This window comes from Bacteroides sp. AF25-38AC (genome assembly GCF_003602995.1).
Taxonomy (GTDB): domain Bacteria; phylum Bacteroidota; class Bacteroidia; order Bacteroidales; family Bacteroidaceae; genus Bacteroides; species Bacteroides uniformis.
In genome coordinates this window covers 127,367-148,203 of the sequence record NZ_QTMD01000008.1, presented here as the reverse complement: position 1 = coordinate 148,203, position 20,837 = coordinate 127,367, and the positions used below count along the sequence as shown (strand labels likewise).

Sequence of the window (20,837 nt, the reverse complement as noted above, 5' to 3'; positions counted from 1 at the left end):
GATTTTATCTGATAGTTGTAGATTCACCTATCCATCCACCGATAGTGATACGGTCACCAGCTTTGTAACCCAACATAAAGAGGTCTTTAGCCTGGGGAGTGTGGCGGGAATAAGTACTAATCAATTCGTTAGCACGTTCTGTAACTGAAGGATCTACAGCTTTAGCTCTCTGCAGCTTGTCAATTACTACAAAGTAAGTACACTTATTCAGAGCAGGCTCATCGGTCCAGTTAGGATTGGAGCCGTAAAGCTGTGCCAGTAAAATATAAGGCTCTCCATAGTTCTCCTTAAAGCTCATAGCCTTTTGGCAGTAGCTTCTTGCCTGAGAGAGTTTCTTGGCCTGCATCAAGGCTGCGGCAGTAGCGTATGCCATTTCAGCCTTCTTGTCATTATCAGTTTCTTTAGCCAATGCTTCATCAAAATACTTCACGGCATTGTCATAGTCACCTTTCTTATAGTACATGTATGCTACACCTACAGCTGCATCGGCAGTCGGGTCAATCTGATACATGTACTCAGATGCCTTGAAGTAAACTTCGCTTTCGTTGCACTTCATCAATTTCAGGATGTTCAATGCCTTCTTCAAGAAAGCGGAGTCAGTCTTGCTTGCTTCCACCTTAGGACCATAGATATTCTGCAAAGATTCACAATCAGCTACACCACTCTGAATGAACATGGCCACGAGGTTATCCTTGATAGCTTGCAAGTTAGCCTTCTTAGCTTCCTTGGTTTCAGCAGCAAGTGCGTCATCTGCATACTTGGAAGCATCAATATAATCCTGGAAAAACTGGTCGGTATGATTATCATCAGCCTTTACCTTCTGCATGGAAGTATCCAGGAAATAGTGCAACACCGCACCTTTGGAACCACCCTTTTCAGCATGAACAGATTCTTTCAGCCAATTATAAGCCGTATTAAGGTCCGGAGCAGGAGCGAACTGAAGATAATCCACAGCTTTGGCACCCAAGGCATCAGCCACACTCGGCACACCCTTCATTCCCTTACCAATGAATTCAGGAATGTACTTCATTCTCAAATCATATACATCCATCAACTCATCAAAATACTTCTTGTAATCAGCAGAATTTCTATCCTTAATCTGACTCAAGAAACCCACTAAAATCTTCTGAGCATCTGTAAATGTGTAATACCGCAGTGTAGGACAATCCTTCAATACAGCCATACAAGGAGCGTATGCATCCTTAAAGTTACCAGCTCTCACTGCTTCATGAGAGATACTACTGTTCGAATTACAATTTTCAGTCTGTGCGAAAGTGCTGGTCACTCCACCCGAAAGGAGCAAGACAGCCACAAGCGTCTTAATTTTCATTGTATTTAAATTTTAGTTGTTATATTTTTGTCTATTCAATTTCCATTAATCCACTTTACGCTTGAAGAACCAACGTTCGTTAAAGGTTACTCCGATACAAATGCGCAATGTATTTTCGTTCAAGAACGCTGCTTGGGTTCCTTTGGTTCGCACGTATTGTGCAGAAAGACTCAATACGGAACGGGTTCTCGGTATGGGCAATCCAAAACCGGCAGTAACGCCATATTCATCAGCGGCACGTACACCGTCTATCTTATAATAAGGTTTGGAATAATAAGCTCCCAAACGATACTTCACATGAGACAAATAACTTCGTCCCATAGGATTCGGCAGATACTCTGCACCAACGGATATTCTTCCACGGTCGCAAAACGCCTCGTCATTGTTCATATAACTCACTTTACTCCAATTCTGGAACATTACATCCGCGCCTACAGTCAGTCGGTTGTCGTACACGTAGGTCACACCTGCGCCAAATGTTGTCGGAATGCCACAAGTAACGACAGTATCCCTTGTTACCGAAGTAGCTCCCGTATTGCTATTACCAGTCTGCGTAACTTCGTACGCATCGTTACTCAGATCATGCCCCGGAGAAAAGACAACTCCCAACGTTGCAACATGTTTTTTCCCAAACTGGTGAGTGTACTGCGCTCCAAAATCCAACTTATAACTCTTTACAGCCACATTAGACTGTATTGTAATAGGAAATACACTTGAACTGGACGGAAAGGTCTCCGCAGCGGTTCTTGTTATATCTCCCCAAAGATACGAAAAATTCGCACCGACAGAAAGATTTTTAATTATTTTAAAACCGGCACCTAAATAAAGCTGGTGCAAGCCTCCTTCTCCCGAATAGCTTACCGTAGTAGATTTGTCTGGAAATTCCGTATCTTCCCGATATTCTCCCATACTGTATCCAACGTTTGAATAAGGCAGCAACCCCAAGCTTATGGCAGCCCATTTACTTGCACGAAACTGCATCGTGATATAGTCAAAACTGGAATTCTTGGCATTTCGTTTCAGAGTACCGTTACTGAGATTTGTATTCTGTAGAGAGACTGCTCCATCGAAGATAAAAGTCAGCGAATCTACCGCCGTATAGGATGCAGGATTAGCAAAGTTAGTCTGATACTTGTCCCGTAAACCATAGGCAATACCACCCATCGCCCTACTGTTGCTCGAGCCTTGTTCAGATAACTGTCCATATCCATATCGTGTATAGGGAGAATTTGTATTATTTTGAGCGACTGCCGCTCCTGATAATATCGTGAGCAAGAGCACTAACAGTGTTTGTCTATAGCCTGTCATTATTATAGTTTAAAATTCTATTTAATCCTTTCAACACTAAAAATCTGTCTGCAAAGATGATACTTTTTAAGTTTGTATCAAAAGAAAAATCATCCCCGCCCGTTAAAAAAACCAAAAGTTCAGGATATTTATGCTTCATAACCGTAATGTAACCTGAAATTTCATATTCAATACCCTTCAGTACTCCGGCACGGATAGCCGTATCGGTATCCTTCCCCATGGGCACCATCCGCCCCTCAAGAGCCACCATTGGAAGCCGTCCGGTAAACTGATGAAGCGCCTTGAAACGCATCTGCAGGCCGGGAGAGATATTCCCGCCATGATAGCGGGCAGCAGCATCGACAAACTCATAAGTGATACAGGTACCGGCATCAATCACCAGTATATCCCTGCCAGGAAATTGCTCATTGGCTCCTACCACCGCCGCCATACGATCATACCCCAGCGTCCGGGGAGTTTCATAGAGGTTTTCTACCGGAAGAGAAGTCTTTTCATTGAGCCACAGAATGGGGACAGCCATATCTTCCAGTTGCGACAACACCTCTCTACTCAAATCAATGACAGTAGCCACTATCGCTTTTTCAATCGTATATGTACGGCATACTTCAGGCAACCGTTCCAACGTCAGATTGGAGTCATACACCACCTCCACGATACGTCCACCATCAAACACCGCCATCTTGGCGATTGTATTTCCTATATCAATAATGAGATTCACCGTATTGCATAAATTTAGCGGCGCAAAGATATAACATTAATATTGAAATTCAGCAGAAACCATCTCTTTATTAGAAGAACAACTGCACAAGAATTCTTATTCACATCCACACCAAACAACCACAATGCCACTTCTACATTCTGTTGAGATTTATTAAAGCCGCAACATCATACCACAACCACCTGATTATCAATACAGCTAAATGCGCTACATTCAGTATACGACTGAGCCCTATTCAGTATACGATTGAATGGCATTCAGTATACGACTGAATCAGGTTCAATATACCACTATTTCTTGCACCCGTATCGTTTGTAAATAGAAAATACCTACCACTCGTACTCGACAGTTGATTCAAAACAACCAATAATGCGAATTAAGAATTGTATCAAGTTCATAATTAAAAAAGATTCTTCGGACACAGATGACCGGGATAACGCGAATAACCGCTTTAGTTCCTAATCACAAATTGGGATAATATTAGTTTTTTCCGTAAGTTTGCAGCATGAAACGAAGCCTACTTATACATATATATATAGCAATCTTTTTCTTCTGTTTGCCTTCAGCAAATGCCCAGGTGACACAACAGCAAAAGACTGCTGCAACAGACTCCGTACGCGTCAGCCTACTGACTTGCGCTGCAGGAGGAGAGATTTATTCCCTATTCGGACACACTGCCATACGGTACGAGAACTATACACGTGGCATTGACGCCGTCTTCAATTACGGCATGTTCAACTTCAACGCCCCTAACTTCATCTTCCGTTTTGCCTTGGGAGAAACGGATTATCAACTTGGAGTAACCGATTATGAGCATTTCGCCGCCGAATACAACTATCTGGGACGCGATGTCTGGCAACAAACGTTAAACCTAACAGAAGAGGAAAAAGAACGCCTGATAGCACTATTGACAGAGAACTACCGCCCTGAAAACCGAGTATACCGCTACAATTTTTTCTACGACAATTGTGCCACCCGCCCGCGGGACCAGATAGAGCGTGCCATCAACGGCACTCTGCAATACGCTGACAATATGACTGCTAACAGTACGGGAATCTCTTTCAGGGATTTGCTGCATAAATACAGTGAAGGCCATTTGTGGTCACGTTTCGGCATGGACCTATGCATGGGCAGCAAAGCAGACGAACCCATCAACCGGCGGCTGGTAATGTTCGTCCCCTTCTACATGCAGGAGTATTTCAATAAAGCGCAGATTGTGGACAAAGAAGGACAAACACGGCCACTGGTTGCTAAAGAAGAAAAAATCGTAATAACGGGTAAAACACCAGCCGACTTCGTCAGCAGAGGCATCACACCGATGCAGTCGGCTTCGCTATTACTGATACTTGTAGCAGGCATCAGCATTTACGGCATACGAAGAGGGAAGACTCTTTGGGGCATAGACCTCATACTCTTCTTGGTTGCCGGAATGGCTGGATGTATACTGGCATTTTTAGCACTATTCTCACAGCATCCGGCAGTAAGTCCCAATTATATATTATTTGTATTCCATCCATTTCACCTTTTCTGCCTTCCATTCATGCTATCCAGGGTACGAAAAAGGGAAATAAGCCGCTATATGCTGGTTAATTTTGCAGTTTTAACACTTTTTATAGGGCTTTGGACAATAATTCCGCAGAGAATTCCGCCAGCAGTATTACCTTTGGCACTGTGTTTGCTGATACGTTCTGCAAGCAACCTCATTCTAACATACAAACGAAAGTAATGAAAAAAGGACTGATAACTTCCATACTCGCACTTACATTCAGTGGTCTGCAAGCCCAACCGCTGCCTGCCTCCCCAAAGCTGGTGGTAACATTGACCATTGACCAGTTGCGTACAGACTATATGGAAGCATTTTCGTCCTTATACGGAGAAAAGGGGTTTAAGCGCTTACTGCGTGAAGGTAAAGTATTCCGTCAAGCAGAATTTCCTTTTTGCGGAACGGACCGAGCCTCGGCCATTGCCGCCATCTATACCGGGACAACACCGTCCATGAACGGCATCATTGCAGAGCAGTGGCTGGATGCAGGTACACTACGCCCCATAAACTGTGTAGAAGACCCCAACTTCATGGGCAACTATACCGACGAAAGCACTTCCCCCTCCCAATTACTGACCTCTACTATTGCCGACGAGCTGAAAATAGCTACCCGCAACAAAGGTCTGGTCTATGCCATCGCGCCTTTCCGCGATGCCGCCATATTGGGTGCCGGGCACGCGGGGAACGGTGCTTTCTGGCTTAATAACAATACCGGAAAATGGTGCAGTACGACTTATTATAATGAATTTCCGTGGTGGCTGAGCCAATACAACGACCGGAAATCTCCTGACTACCGTATCAAGGATATGGTATGGACACCTGCACTTCCTTTTACCAACTATACATTTCTGCCCGAATGGCGCAACGAGCCATTCAAATACAAGCTGGATGGTGAACGGACAAACAAGTTCCGCCGCTTGATAACCAGCCCTTTCATCAATGAGGAAGTCAACCTGCTGACCGAAGAGCTGCTAAATAAGAGCACTATCGGACAAGATGACGTGCCCGACCTATTATCGCTGACTTACTACGCAGGAAATTATAACCACCGAAGTACGCAGGAATGTGCCATGGAAATGCAAGACACCTACGTGCGACTGGACCGTAGTATAGCTTCCTTATTAGAGCTCATAGAACGTAAAGTTGGGCTCCACAACGTACTTTTCTGCATCACCTCCACCGGCTATGCCGACCCGGAAGCAGCCGACCCGGGCGTATACCGGATACCGGGTGGTGAATTCTACCTGAACCGCTGTGCCGCCCTGCTAAACATGTACCTCATGGCATCCTATGGCGAGGGACAATATGTGGAAGCTTATTATGACCAACAAATCTATCTCAACCATAAACTTATTGAGAACAAGCAGTTGAGCCTGACTGAAATTCAAGAAAAATCTGCCGAATTTCTGGTTCAGTTTAGTGGCGTGAGCGAAGTATATTCAGCTCATCGCCTGCTTTTGGGCCCCTGGTCACCGCAAATAGAACGTATACGCAATAGTTTTCATCGCAAGCGCTCTGGCGATTTGCTCATTGAAATACTCCCGGGCTGGACTATCATGCAGGAAAATAGTACTGATAACCGTGTAGTACGTACGGCCGATATTCCTGCTCCCCTCATTTTATTGGGAGGAGGAATGAAGGCTGAAACCATCCGTACCCCCATCAGTATTGACCGCATTGCCCCTACCTTGGCAAGTGTAATGCGCATCCGCGCCCCTAATGCAAGTACAGCATCTCCCCTTGACTTTTGATTCTAAAATAATCTGTGCAAATCTGGATAATCTGTATAGAAATCAGTAACTTTGCACGCTCAACTAACTCAGCAATAATAATAAAAACAAATATATAATGGGATTTAATGAATTTTTAAGCTCGATTTTCGGCAACAAATCCACACGCGACATGAAAGAAATACAACCGTGGGTGGAGAAAATCAAAGCCGCTTACCCGGAAGTAGCCAAACTCGACAACGACGCCCTACGCGCCAAGACAGAAGAACTGAAAGCCTACATCCACGATTCGGCAGCCGAACAACGCGCCAAAGTGGAAGAACTGAAAGCCAGCGTTGAAGATACCGAACTGGAAAAACGCGAAGACCTCTTCAACCAAATCGACAAAATCGAGAAAGAGATATTGGAGATTTATGAAAAAGCGCTGGACGAAGTATTACCCACCGCTTTCTCTATTGTAAAGGAAACAGCCAAACGATTCTCTGAAAATGAAGAAATAGTGGTTACAGCTACCGATTTTGACCGCCAACTGGCTGCCACTAAAGACTTTGTACGCATCGAAGGCGATAAAGCCATCTACCAGAACCATTGGATAGCAGGTGGTAACGATACTGTATGGAACATGGTACATTATGATGTACAGCTATTCGGTGGTGTGGTTCTACATAAAGGTAAGATTGCCGAAATGGCAACCGGTGAAGGTAAGACATTGGTAGCTACCCTACCGGTATTCCTCAATGCCCTGACTGGTAACGGCGTGCACGTGGTAACAGTGAACGACTATCTGGCAAAACGTGACTCCGAATGGATGGGTCCTCTTTACATGTTCCACGGTTTGAGTGTAGATTGCATCGACAAGCACCAGCCCAACTCTGATGCCCGTCGCAAAGCTTATCTGGCAGATATCACGTTCGGTACAAACAATGAATTCGGTTTCGACTACCTGCGTGACAACATGGCTATCAGCCCCAAAGACCTGGTACAACGCCAACATAATTATGCCATTGTCGATGAGGTGGACTCAGTATTGATTGATGATGCCCGTACTCCGCTGATTATCTCCGGACCGGTTCCCAAAGGCGATGACCAACTCTTCGAACAGCTCCGCCCGCAAGTGGAACGTCTGGTAGAAGCTCAGAAAAAACTGGCTACCCAATACCTGGCCGATGCCAAGCGCCTGATTGCATCAAACGATAAGAAAGACCAGGAAGAAGGCTTCCTCGCTTTGTACCGCAGTCACAAGTGCCTGCCCAAGAACAAGGCACTCATCAAGTTCCTCAGCGAACAAGGCATCAAGGCCGGTATGCTGAAGACCGAAGAAATCTACATGGAGCAGAACAACAAGCGCATGCACGAGGTGACTGACCCGCTGTACTTCGTTATCGAAGAGAAAATGAACAGCGTGGATTTGACGGACAAGGGCGTAGACTTGATTAGTAGCAATGTAGAGGACCCCACTTTCTTCGTACTCCCCGATATCACAGCGCAACTCTCTGCCTTGGAAAACGAAACAGAGCTGACAGACGAACAGCGCCTTGAAAAGAAGGATGCCCTGATGACCAACTATGCCATCAAAAGCGAACGTGTGCATACCATCAACCAACTGTTGAAGGCATACACCATGTTCGAGAAAGATGACGAATATGTGGTAATTGACGGCCAAGTGAAGATTGTGGATGAGCAGACGGGACGTATCATGGAAGGACGTCGTTATTCTGACGGTTTGCACCAAGCCATCGAAGCCAAAGAAGGCGTGAAAGTAGAAGCTGCCACCCAGACTTTTGCCACCATTACATTACAGAACTATTTCCGTATGTACCACAAACTATCCGGTATGACCGGTACGGCAGAAACAGAAGCCGGCGAGTTGTGGGACATCTACAAACTGGATGTAGTGGTTATTCCGACTAACCGCCCCATTGCCCGTAATGACATGAATGACCGCGTTTACAAGACAAAACGTGAAAAATATAAAGCAGTCATCGAAGAGATAGAAAAAATGGTGGCAGCAGGACGCCCCGTACTGGTGGGTACCACTTCTGTTGAAATCTCTGAAATGTTGAGCAAAATGCTTACCATGCGTAAGATTGAACATAGTGTATTGAATGCCAAACTGCATCAGAAGGAAGCGGATATTGTGGCTACTGCCGGTTTGAAATGTGCTGTAACCATCGCTACCAATATGGCCGGCCGTGGTACCGACATCAAGCTGAGTCCGGAAGTGAAAGCTGCAGGCGGTCTTGCCATCATCGGTACAGAACGCCACGAATCACGCCGTGTGGACCGTCAGTTACGTGGTCGTGCAGGACGTCAAGGCGACCCGGGTTCTTCTGTATTCTTCGTATCTTTGGAAGATGACCTGATGCGTTTGTTCTCCAGTGACCGCATTGCCAGTGTAATGGACAAACTGGGTTTCAAAGAAGGTGAAATGATTGAACACGGCATGATTTCCAAGTCCATTGAACGTGCACAAAAGAAAGTTGAGGAAAACAACTTCGGCATCCGTAAGCGTCTGTTGGAATATGACGACGTGATGAACAAGCAACGTACAGTAGTCTACACCAAACGCCGCCACGCTTTGATGGGCGAACGTATCGGCATGGATATCGTGAACATGATTTGGGACCGTTGTGCCAATGCCATTGAAGCGCCCGACTACGAAAACTGCAAGATGGATGTGCTCCAGACACTTGCCATGGAAGTACCTTTCACCGAAGAGGAATTCCGTAATGAGAAGAAAGAAAAACTGGCAGACAGAACTTTTGACGCTGCCATGGAACTCTTCAAACGCAAGACAGAACGTATGGCACAGATAGCCTATCCGGTCATCAAACAAGTATACGAAACGCAGGGACACATGTACGAAAACATACTTATCCCCATCACAGACGGAAAACGTATGTATAACATCTCCTGCAACCTGAAGAGAGCTTATGAGACAGAATGTAAGGAGGTGGTGAAGTCATTCGAGAAATCCATCTTGCTGCACGTCATCGACGAAGCATGGAAAGAAAACCTGCGCGAGCTGGACGAGCTGAAACACTCCGTGCAGAATGCAAGTTACGAGCAGAAAGACCCGCTGCTGATTTACAAGCTGGAATCTGTGAACTTGTTTGATGCCATGGTGAATAAGATTAATAATCAGACTATCTCTATCTTAATGCGTGGACAAATCCCGGTACAAGAGGCTCCGGCTGAAGCCCCTGAGGCTCCCCAGGCTCCCCGCCAAGTAGAGGTGCGCCAGGCTGCTCCGGAACAACGCCAGGATATGAGCAAGTATCGCGAACAGAAGGTTGATTTGAATGACCCGAACCAGCAGGCCGCTGCGGCACAAGATACACGTGAACAACCAAGACGCGAACCTATCCGTGCCGAGAAGACCGTAGGACGCAATGATCCTTGTCCTTGCGGAAGCGGTAAGAAATACAAAAACTGCCACGGACGGAATGCATAAAGCAAAGCTATAAAATGATAAGGCGATAGGGTGATAAGATGATACCGTCAGGTATCTTTTATCACCCTATCACTTTTTCTCCTACCACATTATCACATTTTTTATTCGTTCCAGCTTTTGAATATTCAGCTAAAAGAGTACTTTTGCTCCAAAGAACAAAACCAAAGACTATGACCAAATATCACTATTGTCTGTTATTGATGGGGTCTCTGCTGTTAGGCAGCTGCCAGAGTGTAGAACAACTGTCCATTGATTATATGCTTCCGGCAGAAGTCAGTTTCCCGGCAACACTGAAACGTGTGGCTGTTGTCAACAACATGCCAAACGTACCGGACAACAAACTCATCATCACTGAGGAAGAACAGAAAAAAAGCGAGAATGAGGTGGCACGCCTCACCAACTACTACAATGGAGACGCCGCAATAACAACCGAATCCCTTGCAGAGGCCCTTGCCAACGAAAACTACTTTGAAGAGGTTGTGATATGCGACTCTGCCCTCCGGAGTAAAGACATCAATCCCCGCGAAAGCACATTATCGAGAGATGAAGTACTGGAACTTACACAGAATTTGGACGTAGATTTCCTGATAGCCCTGGAAAACATACAAATGCGTTCCAATCGCAAGATAAGTTATATGCCCGACTGGGGTGTGTTCCTCGGCACAGTGGATGTAAAGGTATATACTACCGTCAGAATATATTTACCTAACCGCAAAGGTCCTATGGTGACCGTCAACAGCAATGACAGTATTTTCTGGGAAGAGGCAGGAAATGGTGAAGCGTCAGTACGTTCCCGCCTCATCAGCGAAGAAGACATGGTGAAGCAAGCATCTGAATTTGCAGGAACGGTTCCGGTAAGACATCTACTCCCCTATTGGAAAACCAGTAACCGCTATCTCTTCAGTGGTGGTTCTGTAAATATGCGTGACGCAGCCGTATATGCCAAAGAAGAAAATTGGAGTAAAGCAGTAGAGCTCTGGAAGCAGACCTACGAAACAAAAAAAGGAAAACAGAAAATGTATGCAGCCTATAACACCGCTTTGGGCTACGAAATGCAAGACAGCATAGATACTGCCTTGGAATGGGCATTAAAAGCGCAAACCCTTGCCCGTGAGAAAAGCAAGACAGACAAAAAAGAGACAGGCGAAATACATGATGGAACCATCTCCTATTATATCTTTATCAGCATGTATGTAGACGAATTGGAGAAACGAAAAGAGGGAATGGCACGCCTGAACATGCAAATGAACAGATTTGATGATGATTTTTAGTCAAATGATGCAGAGATAACCGTTTTTTTTATACCTTTGAACAACCATTAAGAAAAGAAAGTTATTATGAAGCTCAGTCAATCGTCATTAGCACTCTTGGAGGACACTCTTAAAAAAGCAATCGGCAAATACACCTGCGGTTGCGAACAGACTATCGTTACAGACATTCATCTGCAACCGAATCAGAATTCGGGCGAACTGTCTATCTTTGATGATGAAGATGAAGAGCTTGCCAATACTTCCATTGAAGAATGGATGACATACGAGGGGGATGATTTCTACGAAAATGTAGAGCGTATCTTGTCCTCACTGCTCTGCAACATGAAAAATGAAGGAAAGTTCGACAAGCTGACTATTCTGAAACCATTCTCTTTTGTACTGGTGGATGATGATAGAGAAACAATAGCAGAACTGTTGCTGATGGATGATGATACTCTATTGGTCAATGAAGAGCTACTGAAAGGATTGGATGAGGAACTGGATTCTTTTCTGAAAGAGCTGCTGGAAAAATAATATTCCAAACAATCAGCCTATAAGGAAAAGAGACCTTCTTATAATAAATTAGCCCCTGCGATATAAAACGACCGCAGGGGCTAATTCTTTTTTACCTATACAATACCTAACGTATCTTAATTCCATAGAAAGAACTTGAGGTGGTAACAAAAAGCATATCCTTCTGCCTTCCACCAATTGCCAAGGAAATCGGGCGTTCTTCTATCTGAATACGTCTCTGCTCTTTACCAGATTTGTCATAGACAAATATTTCACCATCAGCAACATAAACATTCCCGTCAGCATCAGTCACATTACTGTATTGGCCATAAGGACATATTATTCCTTGTTCTGTCAAACGGCCATCCACACCAACAGAAAGTTGTACTGTCGTTTTATTCATCTCATTTACAATATAAACCGGTTCTGACTGACCGGGCACTGTAACAGTCAAAGCACAAGAACGCCCCAAATCATAGGTATCCGGAATAATTGTCACGCCATCCGGAGCGACAAAACTATACTCAGGCATACTGGCAACCACCTTGTCAAAGTCACCTCTCCAACGACTGGAAGGGTGAATGACTTTCTGTATATTCTTCATACTGGCTGTAACGACACGTGGCATAGGCTTCATCGTAGCATCCACGTTATCCGGATTAAAAGAATACCCCCAAGCACTCCAGCCACTGTTACCCCAACCACTGTACATCGGATTATCATCCGGCAAGCGCACTACCGTTTCCTGCTTGCCGTTCACCAGATAACCCGGCTGAGGGTCATAGCGGAAAATAACCAGTAGATTGTCTTGCGTATCAGTAGCCAATGTAAAAGGCTTCCAGGGATAATCGGCTATCAAAGTAATCTGCTCCGTGTCTGCCGACCATTTATAGATTTTCTTCAGACGGTTTTCACAGAAGTAGATATTTCCTTTACTGTCGGTAGTAGCTCCGGAGGCTAGTTCAAAACCGGTAGCCAGCTTCACTGGCTTGTCCATGACCGTGCAGGAAGGGCGAAGGCTCTTCTCGCTACCCGAAACAGTGAGACGGGCAAAGTCCCACGAATAAACGGGCAACTTCTTATTCATATCATATATAGGAAACTCTATGACTGGTAATATCTGCGTATAATTGTGCATATTACGGAAAGTGATATTCTTGCAATCCCATATGCGGAAACCTATCCTCTTCGGCATAAAGGCACGGATAACGCGATACATCCACACATTTACCATTTCGATATTTTGACAATTGGACATTTCTGCCATATAACAATCAGGCCCTTCACGACCTTCTTCCTCAAACTGGAAAGCATAAATTTTCCAGTTGGCCACATTATGGAAACGGGCTTCAGTACGGACATGATGCTCCAAAGACATGGCATAAATACGTCCCGGAGTCTTCGTTTCGCTAATATAAAGCCCACTGGCAGCATACGTACTGGCTGTCCAAACATCCTTAATTGTCCCGCCGCCATTGTTTGTAATCCACAAACTCCAATACTGGTTGTCCCAAGCCATATCCTTACCGGTTTCCATGACCGGAGAAGACGGGGAACTAATCCGACGCTCGTCCCTGCGGTAAGACGACTGTCCGGAAGCATTCGGAGCAGGTTTGCGCAAGGTACCGTGCCCGCCTACAAACTTCACATCATTCAAGTACGAGCGCTCACCCGCCATCCATTTACAGCCGACAGCACGGTAATTATACGCACCGGTATTAATACCTATGCCATTCAGCATGTCGTCGCCACCTTCGGAAGATTCAACCAAAGGCACAGGCACGCCGAAACCACTGAATGCAGGCTCGCTTTCCTTCAACAGAAATTGAGTCCCAAAAGGATGCAGCCCAATCAGCTTAGTACCGGGAGACAGCTTCAACGTTCTCGTCAGGCGATACCAACCCTGGGGCACATAGATGTTTTTATGCAAAGAGACAGCTTTCTCAAAAACTTCCGTATCATCAGTCTCGCCATCACCTTTTGCCCCTAAGTCTCGGATATTGACCCATGTCTCCATTGCCGGAAGAACCGGAAGGTCCTTGCCAAGTGTAACCGGCAGTTTTGCCACCGGCTCTATTTCACATATTTCCCTGAAAGAAGAAGCATCATTCAAATCCTGATACACCAGACCGTAAGTAAACTCCTTGACTCTGTACATTTTTGCTTTTCCGGCAACTTTCTTTCCACTTTGAGCATAGCCCACCAGTACGGGAACATTCCTGCAATCCACATTCACCAGATTCAATTGCGAAAAAGTATTTCCCTCTACGCTCACCCTGACACCAGCTTCCGAAATATTCTCCCACAACGAATTCTCCACATGAAGACGGTCTGCCAGATTCTCTGCCATTTCAAAGGCAACGGGCGTATTCTTCACATGCATATTGACGATGGCAAACCCCACCTCTTTTGAATAGACAGCCGCCTTTCTCTGCCCCTCAAAGTAAGTATCGACCATCATCATAGGCCATCCCGGAGAAGTCCTGGAGGAAATTATCCCATATTCACCGCCATAAAACCTGACGTCTTCCAGTTCATTGCCAACATCATACATGCCGGCTTTCCCCGAACCAATCCGAATGTCGCAATGATTGATAAATCCATGCTGGGCAAAATGCGCACGAATGGCGACGGCTTGAGGATTACCTTTGTCTATACGGAAATCCACATTGGACACCGCACTATAGAAAGTACCTGCACCGGCATCCGAAGGCTTCCTGCCCTCTTGTGCCAGCCCTCCCGTAAACCATATCATATAATTTTGAGTAGTCTGGAAACCGGGTGTATCGGCTCCCAAATAAATCACCGGCCGTTTCTTCCCATAACCAATCAGCCGAATGGATGAGGGAATTTGAATCGTCTTGCTAATACGATAATTTCCTTCCGGCAGAAACAGTATCCCAAAGTTCTTTTCGCGCTTCACCTGATTGATTGCCTCTTGAAGTGCATCGGTCACGTCGGACTTTCCATCAGCCTTGAAGCCGTAATTCTCCGGGGTAAAGTAGAATGCTTCCGGATCGTCCGGTCTTTGCGTATAGGTGGAACCACCCTCTGCCGCCCACCCGGACGGCATATTACCGATAATCCAACAGACTATCAGCAGGTATCTCATTATTTGATAATTTCTCATTACACAGATTGTTTTAATATGGATTTTCCTTATTTAATACGTACACCAAAGAACTTGGAACGGCCTGTGACAAACAATGTATTGCCATCCTTACCGCCAAACTGTAATGTGGACGGACGTTCGGGAACACGAATCATCCCTTTCTTCTTGCCATCCTTATCAAATACATATATTTCTCCGTCAGCCACATACAAGTTCCCTTCCTTATCTACAGCAGAACCAAATTCGCCCTGCTCCACAAAATAGCTCAAGTTGGAGAGCGTGCCGTCATTGGCCACATCCATCTTCACCATTCTGCGGTCATATTCATCAGATGTATAGAAAGGCTTTCCCGGATAGGCTTCCAGCAGGGAAGAACTACGTGACAAGTCGAAATAATGAGGAATGATAGTTTTTCCATCCGGTGCCAGGAAGCACATTTCAGGAACATAGACCGACACCGCATTGAAATCGTGGAAGTCTCTCCAACGGTTAGAAGGATAAAGAGCCTTATACACGTTCTTCACTTGACCCATCGGAACACGCGGCAACAGTTTGATGGTCTCTTCCGGATTTTCCGGGTCAATGGAGTAGACTCTCATTGTATATGCGGAATTACCATATCCGCTGAAAGAAGTACCTTTTGTATCAGGCATTACCGGCATTTCCTCCGGCTTACCATTAATCAGATATCCCGGCTGCGCATCATATCTGAACAATACCAATAGATTATCTTCTGAATCAAAAGCCAGGTTGGAGGGTTTCCACGGGAAATCTGCCAGCAGCGACAAGCTGTTTGTCTCTACCGACCACTTAAAGATACGACGCATCCGATGGTCGCAGAAGTAAATGTTACCTTTACTGTCGCGCGCAATGCCTTCGGCAAATTCCAAATCGGAAGCCAATTGGTTCACCTTACCTATTTCATTGCCTAACGATTGCTGATGAGGTTCTTTTCCGGTTACAATCAAGCGAGAAAGTTCCCACGGGCGGATGTCAATGTCTTTGTTGACATCGAACACTGCAATGTTATTCGTATATGTAATCTGAGAATAGTTATGCAGGTTCAGAAATGCGATGTTCTCGCAATTGCGGATACGTACAGAACTGTGATACGGTTCATTGACACGGATAACGCGGAACATATACAAGTTTGCAAAGGTCACATCTTTGCAGTCGTCCATCTCTATCGGTTGGCAATCGGTACTTTCGCGGCTCTCTTCCTCGGTTTGCATGCAATACACCTTCCAGTTGGACACCTTGCTGAAACGTACTTCATTTCTTACATGATGCTCGATGGACATGGCATAGATACGCCCCGGAGTAGAAGTATTGTTGGCATAGAAACCATTGGTGGCATATGTGCTTGCTGTCCAGATATCTTTAAAGGTGCCACCACCGTTGTTGGTCACCCACAGACTCCAATACTGGTTGTCCCAAGCAAGATCCATGCCCGAAGCCGCTACCGGATTATCGGGAGAACTGATACGAGCCGGTCTGTTCCACCGGCCACGTGGTTCCTCAACACCCGGTTTAGGTTTCCATAAACCGCCATGCCCGCCTACAAACTTCACGTCATTCATATAAGAATCTGCATTTGCCATCCACTTCACACCTACAGCACGATAGTTATAACCGCCGGTATTGATACCAATGCCCATCAGCATATTTGCACCGCCTTCCGAAGATTCCACCATCGCTTTCGGACCGCCAAAACCACTGAATGCAGCAGTACTTTCGTCCAGCCGGAACTGAGTGCCAAAAGGATGCAGGCCTATCAACTTGGTATCGGGCTTCATCTTCAAAGTTTCGGTAATGCGATACCAGCCCTGGGGCACATAGATATTATCGTACTTGTCAATAGCCTCCTGGATGGCCTTCGTATCATCCGTTTCCCCATCTCCCTTTGCACCGAATTCGCGCAGATTTACCCATGTTGCCATTGCAGGCAGTGCAGGGATGTCCATCAGTTGGGCAACCGGCATCTTCTGTATCGGTTCAATATCAACCAACGTTTCATATTCCGGCATATCCACCATGTCATCCATCTGCAAGCCGTGGTCGTATGACTTTACCTTATAGATTTTATGAGAAACATGGGTGGCCGTATTGCTACGGGTATATTTCGCCAAGGTCGGTACATTCTTACAATATACATTGCGAAAGGTTATCTGATTGTTGCTGTTGTTCTCGTTGGTAATCACCACTGCCGGACCACTTACATTTTCAAAATAGCTGTTTTCCAAAAATAACTTGTCGCAATAATTAGGGTCAATATCAAATACAGCCGGAACATTCTTGGCATACAGATTCACCATTGCCAAACCGGACTCCTGACAACGAAGAGCAGCTACACGTTGTCCCTCAAAATAAGAGTCGACCATCATTACCGGCCATCCGGGAGAAGCTTTTGTCGTATAAATGCCATAATCTCCCCCGTAAAAAGCAACGTTTTCCAACTCATTGCCCACATCGAACAGACCAGCCTTGCCTTTACCTATGTATACGGCCACATAACTGATAAAACTGTGTTGGGCAAAGTGTGTGCGTAGCGCCACTGCATGCGGATTACCATCTTCTATGCGCAAGTTGATATTCGACATGGCACTGTAGAACGTACTGGCACCGGCATCACGGGGTTTCTCACCTTCCTTGACAACGGCTCCCGTAAACCAGAACATGTATTTAGCTTTTCCTTTATCATCAGCTACTTCCTCCTGAAAACCCGGAGAATTCTTAGCCAGAATAAATTCCGGGCGATTCTTTCCATAGCCAATCAAACGAATAGCCGTAGGAATATAAATGGTCTTGCTGATTTTATATTTACCTTCAGGGATAAAAAGGATTCCGAAATTCTTTTCTTTCTTCACTTGATTAATCGCTGCCTGCAAAGCATCCGATACATCCATCTTTCCATCCGCCTTTATAGGATAGTTCTCGGGAGTGAAATAAAAAGCTTCGGAGTCATTGGGTTTTAGAGGATAAATCGAATTCAATTGTACAGCATACAACTGAGTACATATCATCCCCAGCAAAATTAAAATAATCGTGTTCAATTTCTTCATGGTCTTATTTTTAATGTATGGATAAAAAAAGACGTTCTGCCGTCAAGCAGAACGTCTCCCTCTGCTATAAATTACAATTTTATAACTACTACCGGCGCATAATTATGCCGTACAGTGCCCACACCCGAAACATCAGCCAGAGCGCCAATACGGAAATAATAATTCTTGCTGTATTTCAAGACATCAGCATTTTGTCCCAGATCGATGGACAATGTATAAATATCAGCGCTATTTATAGCAGTACTCGGACTAAACACTTGCTTATCAGTCCCTCCATTCAACGTCAATTTCACATTGTTACCTACCCACATATCTGAAAAAGCAAACAACTGAATCTCTTTCAATTTCACTTCTTGTTTACCAGCTTCCAACGAGAATGTAGCAGTAATTACATTGCCATTCTTTTCTACTTTTGGACTTTTGACGCGAATATAAGGAATAACCTTGAAATCATACACATTATCCCCTGACTTAACAACAAAATCCTTCACTTCAAATGGATAAAAATTCCCATTTTCAAAACGAACATCATAAGTGGCAGCAAAAACCATATTGTTACGATATTCTCCGGTATTTGTGATATACCAGGTTTGATCCGTAGCATTAGTAAATCCATGCTCCCTCACTTTAATTGCATTACCGTTTTCCATATCGGAACCTACAAGTTCACCTGTCTGTTCGTCAAGGATAGAACCATGTATGGAAGCATCCGGTCCCTCATAATTATCAATTTCACAAGATGTCAATGCAAATAAGAAGCATGACACAAATAACAATATCTTTTTCATAACTTTCTACTTAATATTATTCAAATTAATGACCTGGATTCTGAACTAAACCATTCGTGGCAATATTAGGTATGCCCCTATAGTAGTTGATGTTCTGGAAAGTACGCCCTCCTCTTGTTTCGTCACCAAAGTAGTTCACCCTTGCAAAGACATATTTAGGCTCTGCACCACGCAAGTCAAGCATCGGCACCAAAGCTTTACGAATTCTATTATTGCTGAACTCAGTATGGAATTCCCTACGACGATTCATATCCCAAAAACGCTTTCCTTCAAACGCCATCTCCACACGACGTTCCTTCAAAACACTCTCTAATGTCAAAGATATCCGGTCGGTATGTCCGGCTCTACGTCGCAAAGCATTCAAATAGTTCTCAGCCAATTCCTTATCGCCAAATCCACTACCATTTTCCACAACAGCCTCAGCATAATTCAGGTAGACTTCTGCCAAACGCATATCAATATAAGAGGTAGTGGACGAAAGACGGTCGGGAGACATGCTCTCGCCCTCGGGCATATACTTACGAACTCCAAAACCTGTAGCAGTCCAATTAGCATCCTCACCACTGTTCACATTATTAAATCCAGAGAACATGGTTTCACCTTCGGCTCCTAAAGCATAATATGTTGTTCCATTTTTCTGAGTAGACTCGTTTGAATAAGCCACATAGCTATTATTGTCCTTAATAAATCCGCCCTGGATAATAATCTCAGTGCCGGCATAAGATGAACCCGGCACAACCACACTTGCCAACAGACGTGCATCCTTGTTGGCAAACGGTTCATACAAATCGTTATATTTAACAAAAGGTACCGACATCAAGGTGTTCACTACAGAAGCATTATTCATATTATGGAAATTAGGGATATAAGCATCTTCATTCCCATCCGTACGAGTTACAATCTTTGCACTTTTTCCCGTGCCGTCATCCGTATAATCTTCAAACAAATCAACGATTTCCAACATCGGATTGAAACGTCCATATTTCAGAGCGCCCGGATTGACTTGAGGAAGGATATTAAACTGAGCATAGCTATGTCCTTGATTAGTATTGGTTGTTCCATTAAGATACGCTTTACTGAAAATGACCTCTTCATTCTGGTCATTCAGGAACAAGGCCTGGAAGTTTGATGCAGCCTCCTTAACAGTAGCCGGAGCAGGCTTATAAAGAGATTTACCGGAATTCTCTATAAGGGACTTAGATGCTTCAATACATTCTTTATAGAATGCATCGGCATCGGCAGAAGTCATTCCACCCACCAGTTTCTGAGTGACAGCTTCACCAGCCAAAGGTGCCAGATTCCAATACTTGGCTACAGAAGCTGCATGAAGTGCAACTCTTGACTTCAACGCATAAGCTGCCCACTTGGTTACGCGATACAAATCCGAACCAGAAGTCGCATCGGGCAAAGTAGCAGCAGCAAGGGTGCACTCATTCAATACAAATTTCCAAGTATCCAACTCTGTACTGCGGGGAACTGCCACAGCGCCCGGTCCACCATCGGCATAATCATCGTCCTGCACTTTGTCAATCAGAGGAACGCCTCCATATCTTTTTACAAGCCCATAATACATATAAGCACGTGCAAAATGGGCTTCACCAGTCATACGATCCGCATCTGCAACAGAAATTGTTCCTGCTTCTTTGGCTTTTTCTACATTCTGCATAAAAATATTCACCTGACGAATATCTCCATAGGGCCAATAATTGAATCCTTCGTAACCTATATCCACTCCTCCGTCACTACGGGTAGCTTCGTCGGTAAGAAATGCCAAATTAGTAGTTTCATTCACACCATCATAACCGCGTTGATTAAAACCAGCGTTCGGACGATAATTAAAATCTTCCATAGGAATCATGGTATATATGTTTGCCAATAGTGCCTTTACACCACCTTCTGTCTCCAATAACTGATCGGGAGACACTTTATCCAGCGGTTCAAGTTCCAAGAAGGCATTACAACCGGACAATCCCATCAATGCACATAATGAGAATATCGATAAAATATTTTTTTTCATGGTATTTCAGAA

General features: G+C 44.8%; 12 protein-coding genes. 5 read left to right on the top strand and 7 right to left on the bottom strand.

All coding sequences use genetic code 11. From position 1 onward, the window contains the following. Positions 1–4 precede the first annotated feature (4 nt). The 3 genes from DWY55_RS07670 to DWY55_RS07660 are packed head-to-tail and all read right to left on the bottom strand — an operon-like array spanning position 5 to position 3,356. Positions 5–1,330, bottom strand: coding sequence for a tetratricopeptide repeat protein (locus tag DWY55_RS07670; RefSeq protein WP_005831953.1), 1,326 nt, complete (start codon positions 1,328–1,330; stop codon positions 5–7). A 45-nt stretch (positions 1,331–1,375) separates the two neighbouring features. Further along, complete coding sequence (locus DWY55_RS07665; RefSeq protein ID WP_005831954.1) at positions 1,376–2,638, bottom strand: hypothetical protein; 1,263 nt, start codon at positions 2,636–2,638, stop codon at positions 1,376–1,378. Next, positions 2,625–3,356 (bottom strand): type III pantothenate kinase, encoded by a 732-nt coding sequence (locus DWY55_RS07660; RefSeq protein ID WP_005831955.1) that lies wholly within the window; start codon positions 3,354–3,356, stop codon positions 2,625–2,627. The genes DWY55_RS07665 and DWY55_RS07660 overlap by 14 nt, the downstream gene beginning before the upstream one ends. Before the next feature lie 505 nt (positions 3,357–3,861). On the opposite strand from DWY55_RS07660, the gene DWY55_RS07655 reads away from it, so the two are divergent. From DWY55_RS07655 to DWY55_RS07635, 5 genes are all read left to right on the top strand, one after another. Next, positions 3,862–5,082 carry a DUF4105 domain-containing protein gene (locus DWY55_RS07655; RefSeq protein WP_005831959.1) on the top strand — a complete coding sequence of 407 codons (1,221 nt, stop codon included), beginning with the start codon at positions 3,862–3,864 and terminating at the stop codon, positions 5,080–5,082. Beyond that, the gene (locus DWY55_RS07650; RefSeq protein ID WP_005831961.1) at positions 5,082–6,650 is read left to right on the top strand and encodes an alkaline phosphatase family protein; all 1,569 of its coding nucleotides are present in this window, start codon (positions 5,082–5,084) and stop codon (positions 6,648–6,650) included. The genes DWY55_RS07655 and DWY55_RS07650 overlap by 1 nt, the downstream gene beginning before the upstream one ends. 97 nt (positions 6,651–6,747) lie before the next feature. Next, positions 6,748–10,083: a preprotein translocase subunit SecA gene (secA, locus tag DWY55_RS07645; RefSeq protein ID WP_005831963.1), complete on the top strand. Its 3,336-nt coding sequence runs from the start codon at positions 6,748–6,750 to the stop codon at positions 10,081–10,083. A 170-nt stretch (positions 10,084–10,253) separates the two neighbouring features. Beyond that, entirely contained in the window at positions 10,254–11,354 is a 1,101-nt protein-coding gene (locus tag DWY55_RS07640; protein WP_008665247.1) for a DUF6340 family protein, read from the top strand. A gap of 66 nt (positions 11,355–11,420) precedes the next feature. Further along, positions 11,421–11,867: a hypothetical protein gene (locus DWY55_RS07635; protein ID WP_005831967.1), complete on the top strand. Its 447-nt coding sequence runs from the start codon at positions 11,421–11,423 to the stop codon at positions 11,865–11,867. Positions 11,868–11,973: 106 nt separating this feature from the next. On the opposite strand, the gene DWY55_RS07630 is transcribed toward DWY55_RS07635, so the two are convergent. The 4 genes from DWY55_RS07630 to DWY55_RS07615 form a co-directional block, all read right to left on the bottom strand. Beyond that, positions 11,974–14,976 (bottom strand): glycoside hydrolase family 55 protein, encoded by a 3,003-nt coding sequence (locus DWY55_RS07630; RefSeq protein WP_005831968.1) that lies wholly within the window; start codon positions 14,974–14,976, stop codon positions 11,974–11,976. A 29-nt stretch (positions 14,977–15,005) separates the two neighbouring features. Then, complete coding sequence (locus tag DWY55_RS07625; protein WP_117878393.1) at positions 15,006–18,020, bottom strand: glycosyl hydrolase family 28-related protein; 3,015 nt, start codon at positions 18,018–18,020, stop codon at positions 15,006–15,008. Positions 18,021–18,091: 71 nt separating this feature from the next. Continuing rightward, on the bottom strand, positions 18,092–18,808 hold the full coding sequence (locus DWY55_RS07620; RefSeq protein ID WP_005831972.1) for a DUF3823 domain-containing protein: 717 nt from the start codon (positions 18,806–18,808) through the stop codon (positions 18,092–18,094). Between the two features lie 25 nt (positions 18,809–18,833). Beyond that, positions 18,834–20,825, bottom strand: a complete 1,992-nt coding sequence (locus tag DWY55_RS07615) for a RagB/SusD family nutrient uptake outer membrane protein (RefSeq protein ID WP_005831973.1) — start codon at positions 20,823–20,825, stop codon at positions 18,834–18,836. Positions 20,826–20,837: the final 12 nt, after the last annotated feature.

Excerpts from the sequence above, each read along its gene's own strand:
- DWY55_RS07670 (WP_005831953.1), bottom strand. The coding sequence starts at position 1,330 with ATGAAAATTAAGACGCTTGTGGCTGTCTTGCTCCTTTCGGGTGGAGTG.
- DWY55_RS07665 (WP_005831954.1), bottom strand. The coding sequence starts at position 2,638 with ATGACAGGCTATAGACAAACACTGTTAGTGCTCTTGCTCACGATATTA.
- DWY55_RS07655 (WP_005831959.1), top strand. The coding sequence starts at position 3,862 with ATGAAACGAAGCCTACTTATACATATATATATAGCAATCTTTTTCTTC.
- DWY55_RS07650 (WP_005831961.1), top strand. The coding sequence starts at position 5,082 with ATGAAAAAAGGACTGATAACTTCCATACTCGCACTTACATTCAGTGGT.
- secA (WP_005831963.1), top strand. The coding sequence starts at position 6,748 with ATGGGATTTAATGAATTTTTAAGCTCGATTTTCGGCAACAAATCCACA.
- DWY55_RS07640 (WP_008665247.1), top strand. The coding sequence starts at position 10,254 with ATGACCAAATATCACTATTGTCTGTTATTGATGGGGTCTCTGCTGTTA.
- DWY55_RS07635 (WP_005831967.1), top strand. The coding sequence starts at position 11,421 with ATGAAGCTCAGTCAATCGTCATTAGCACTCTTGGAGGACACTCTTAAA.
- DWY55_RS07630 (WP_005831968.1), bottom strand. The coding sequence starts at position 14,976 with ATGAGAAATTATCAAATAATGAGATACCTGCTGATAGTCTGTTGGATT.
- DWY55_RS07625 (WP_117878393.1), bottom strand. The coding sequence starts at position 18,020 with ATGAAGAAATTGAACACGATTATTTTAATTTTGCTGGGGATGATATGT.
- DWY55_RS07620 (WP_005831972.1), bottom strand. The coding sequence starts at position 18,808 with ATGAAAAAGATATTGTTATTTGTGTCATGCTTCTTATTTGCATTGACA.
- DWY55_RS07615 (WP_005831973.1), bottom strand. The coding sequence starts at position 20,825 with ATGAAAAAAAATATTTTATCGATATTCTCATTATGTGCATTGATGGGA.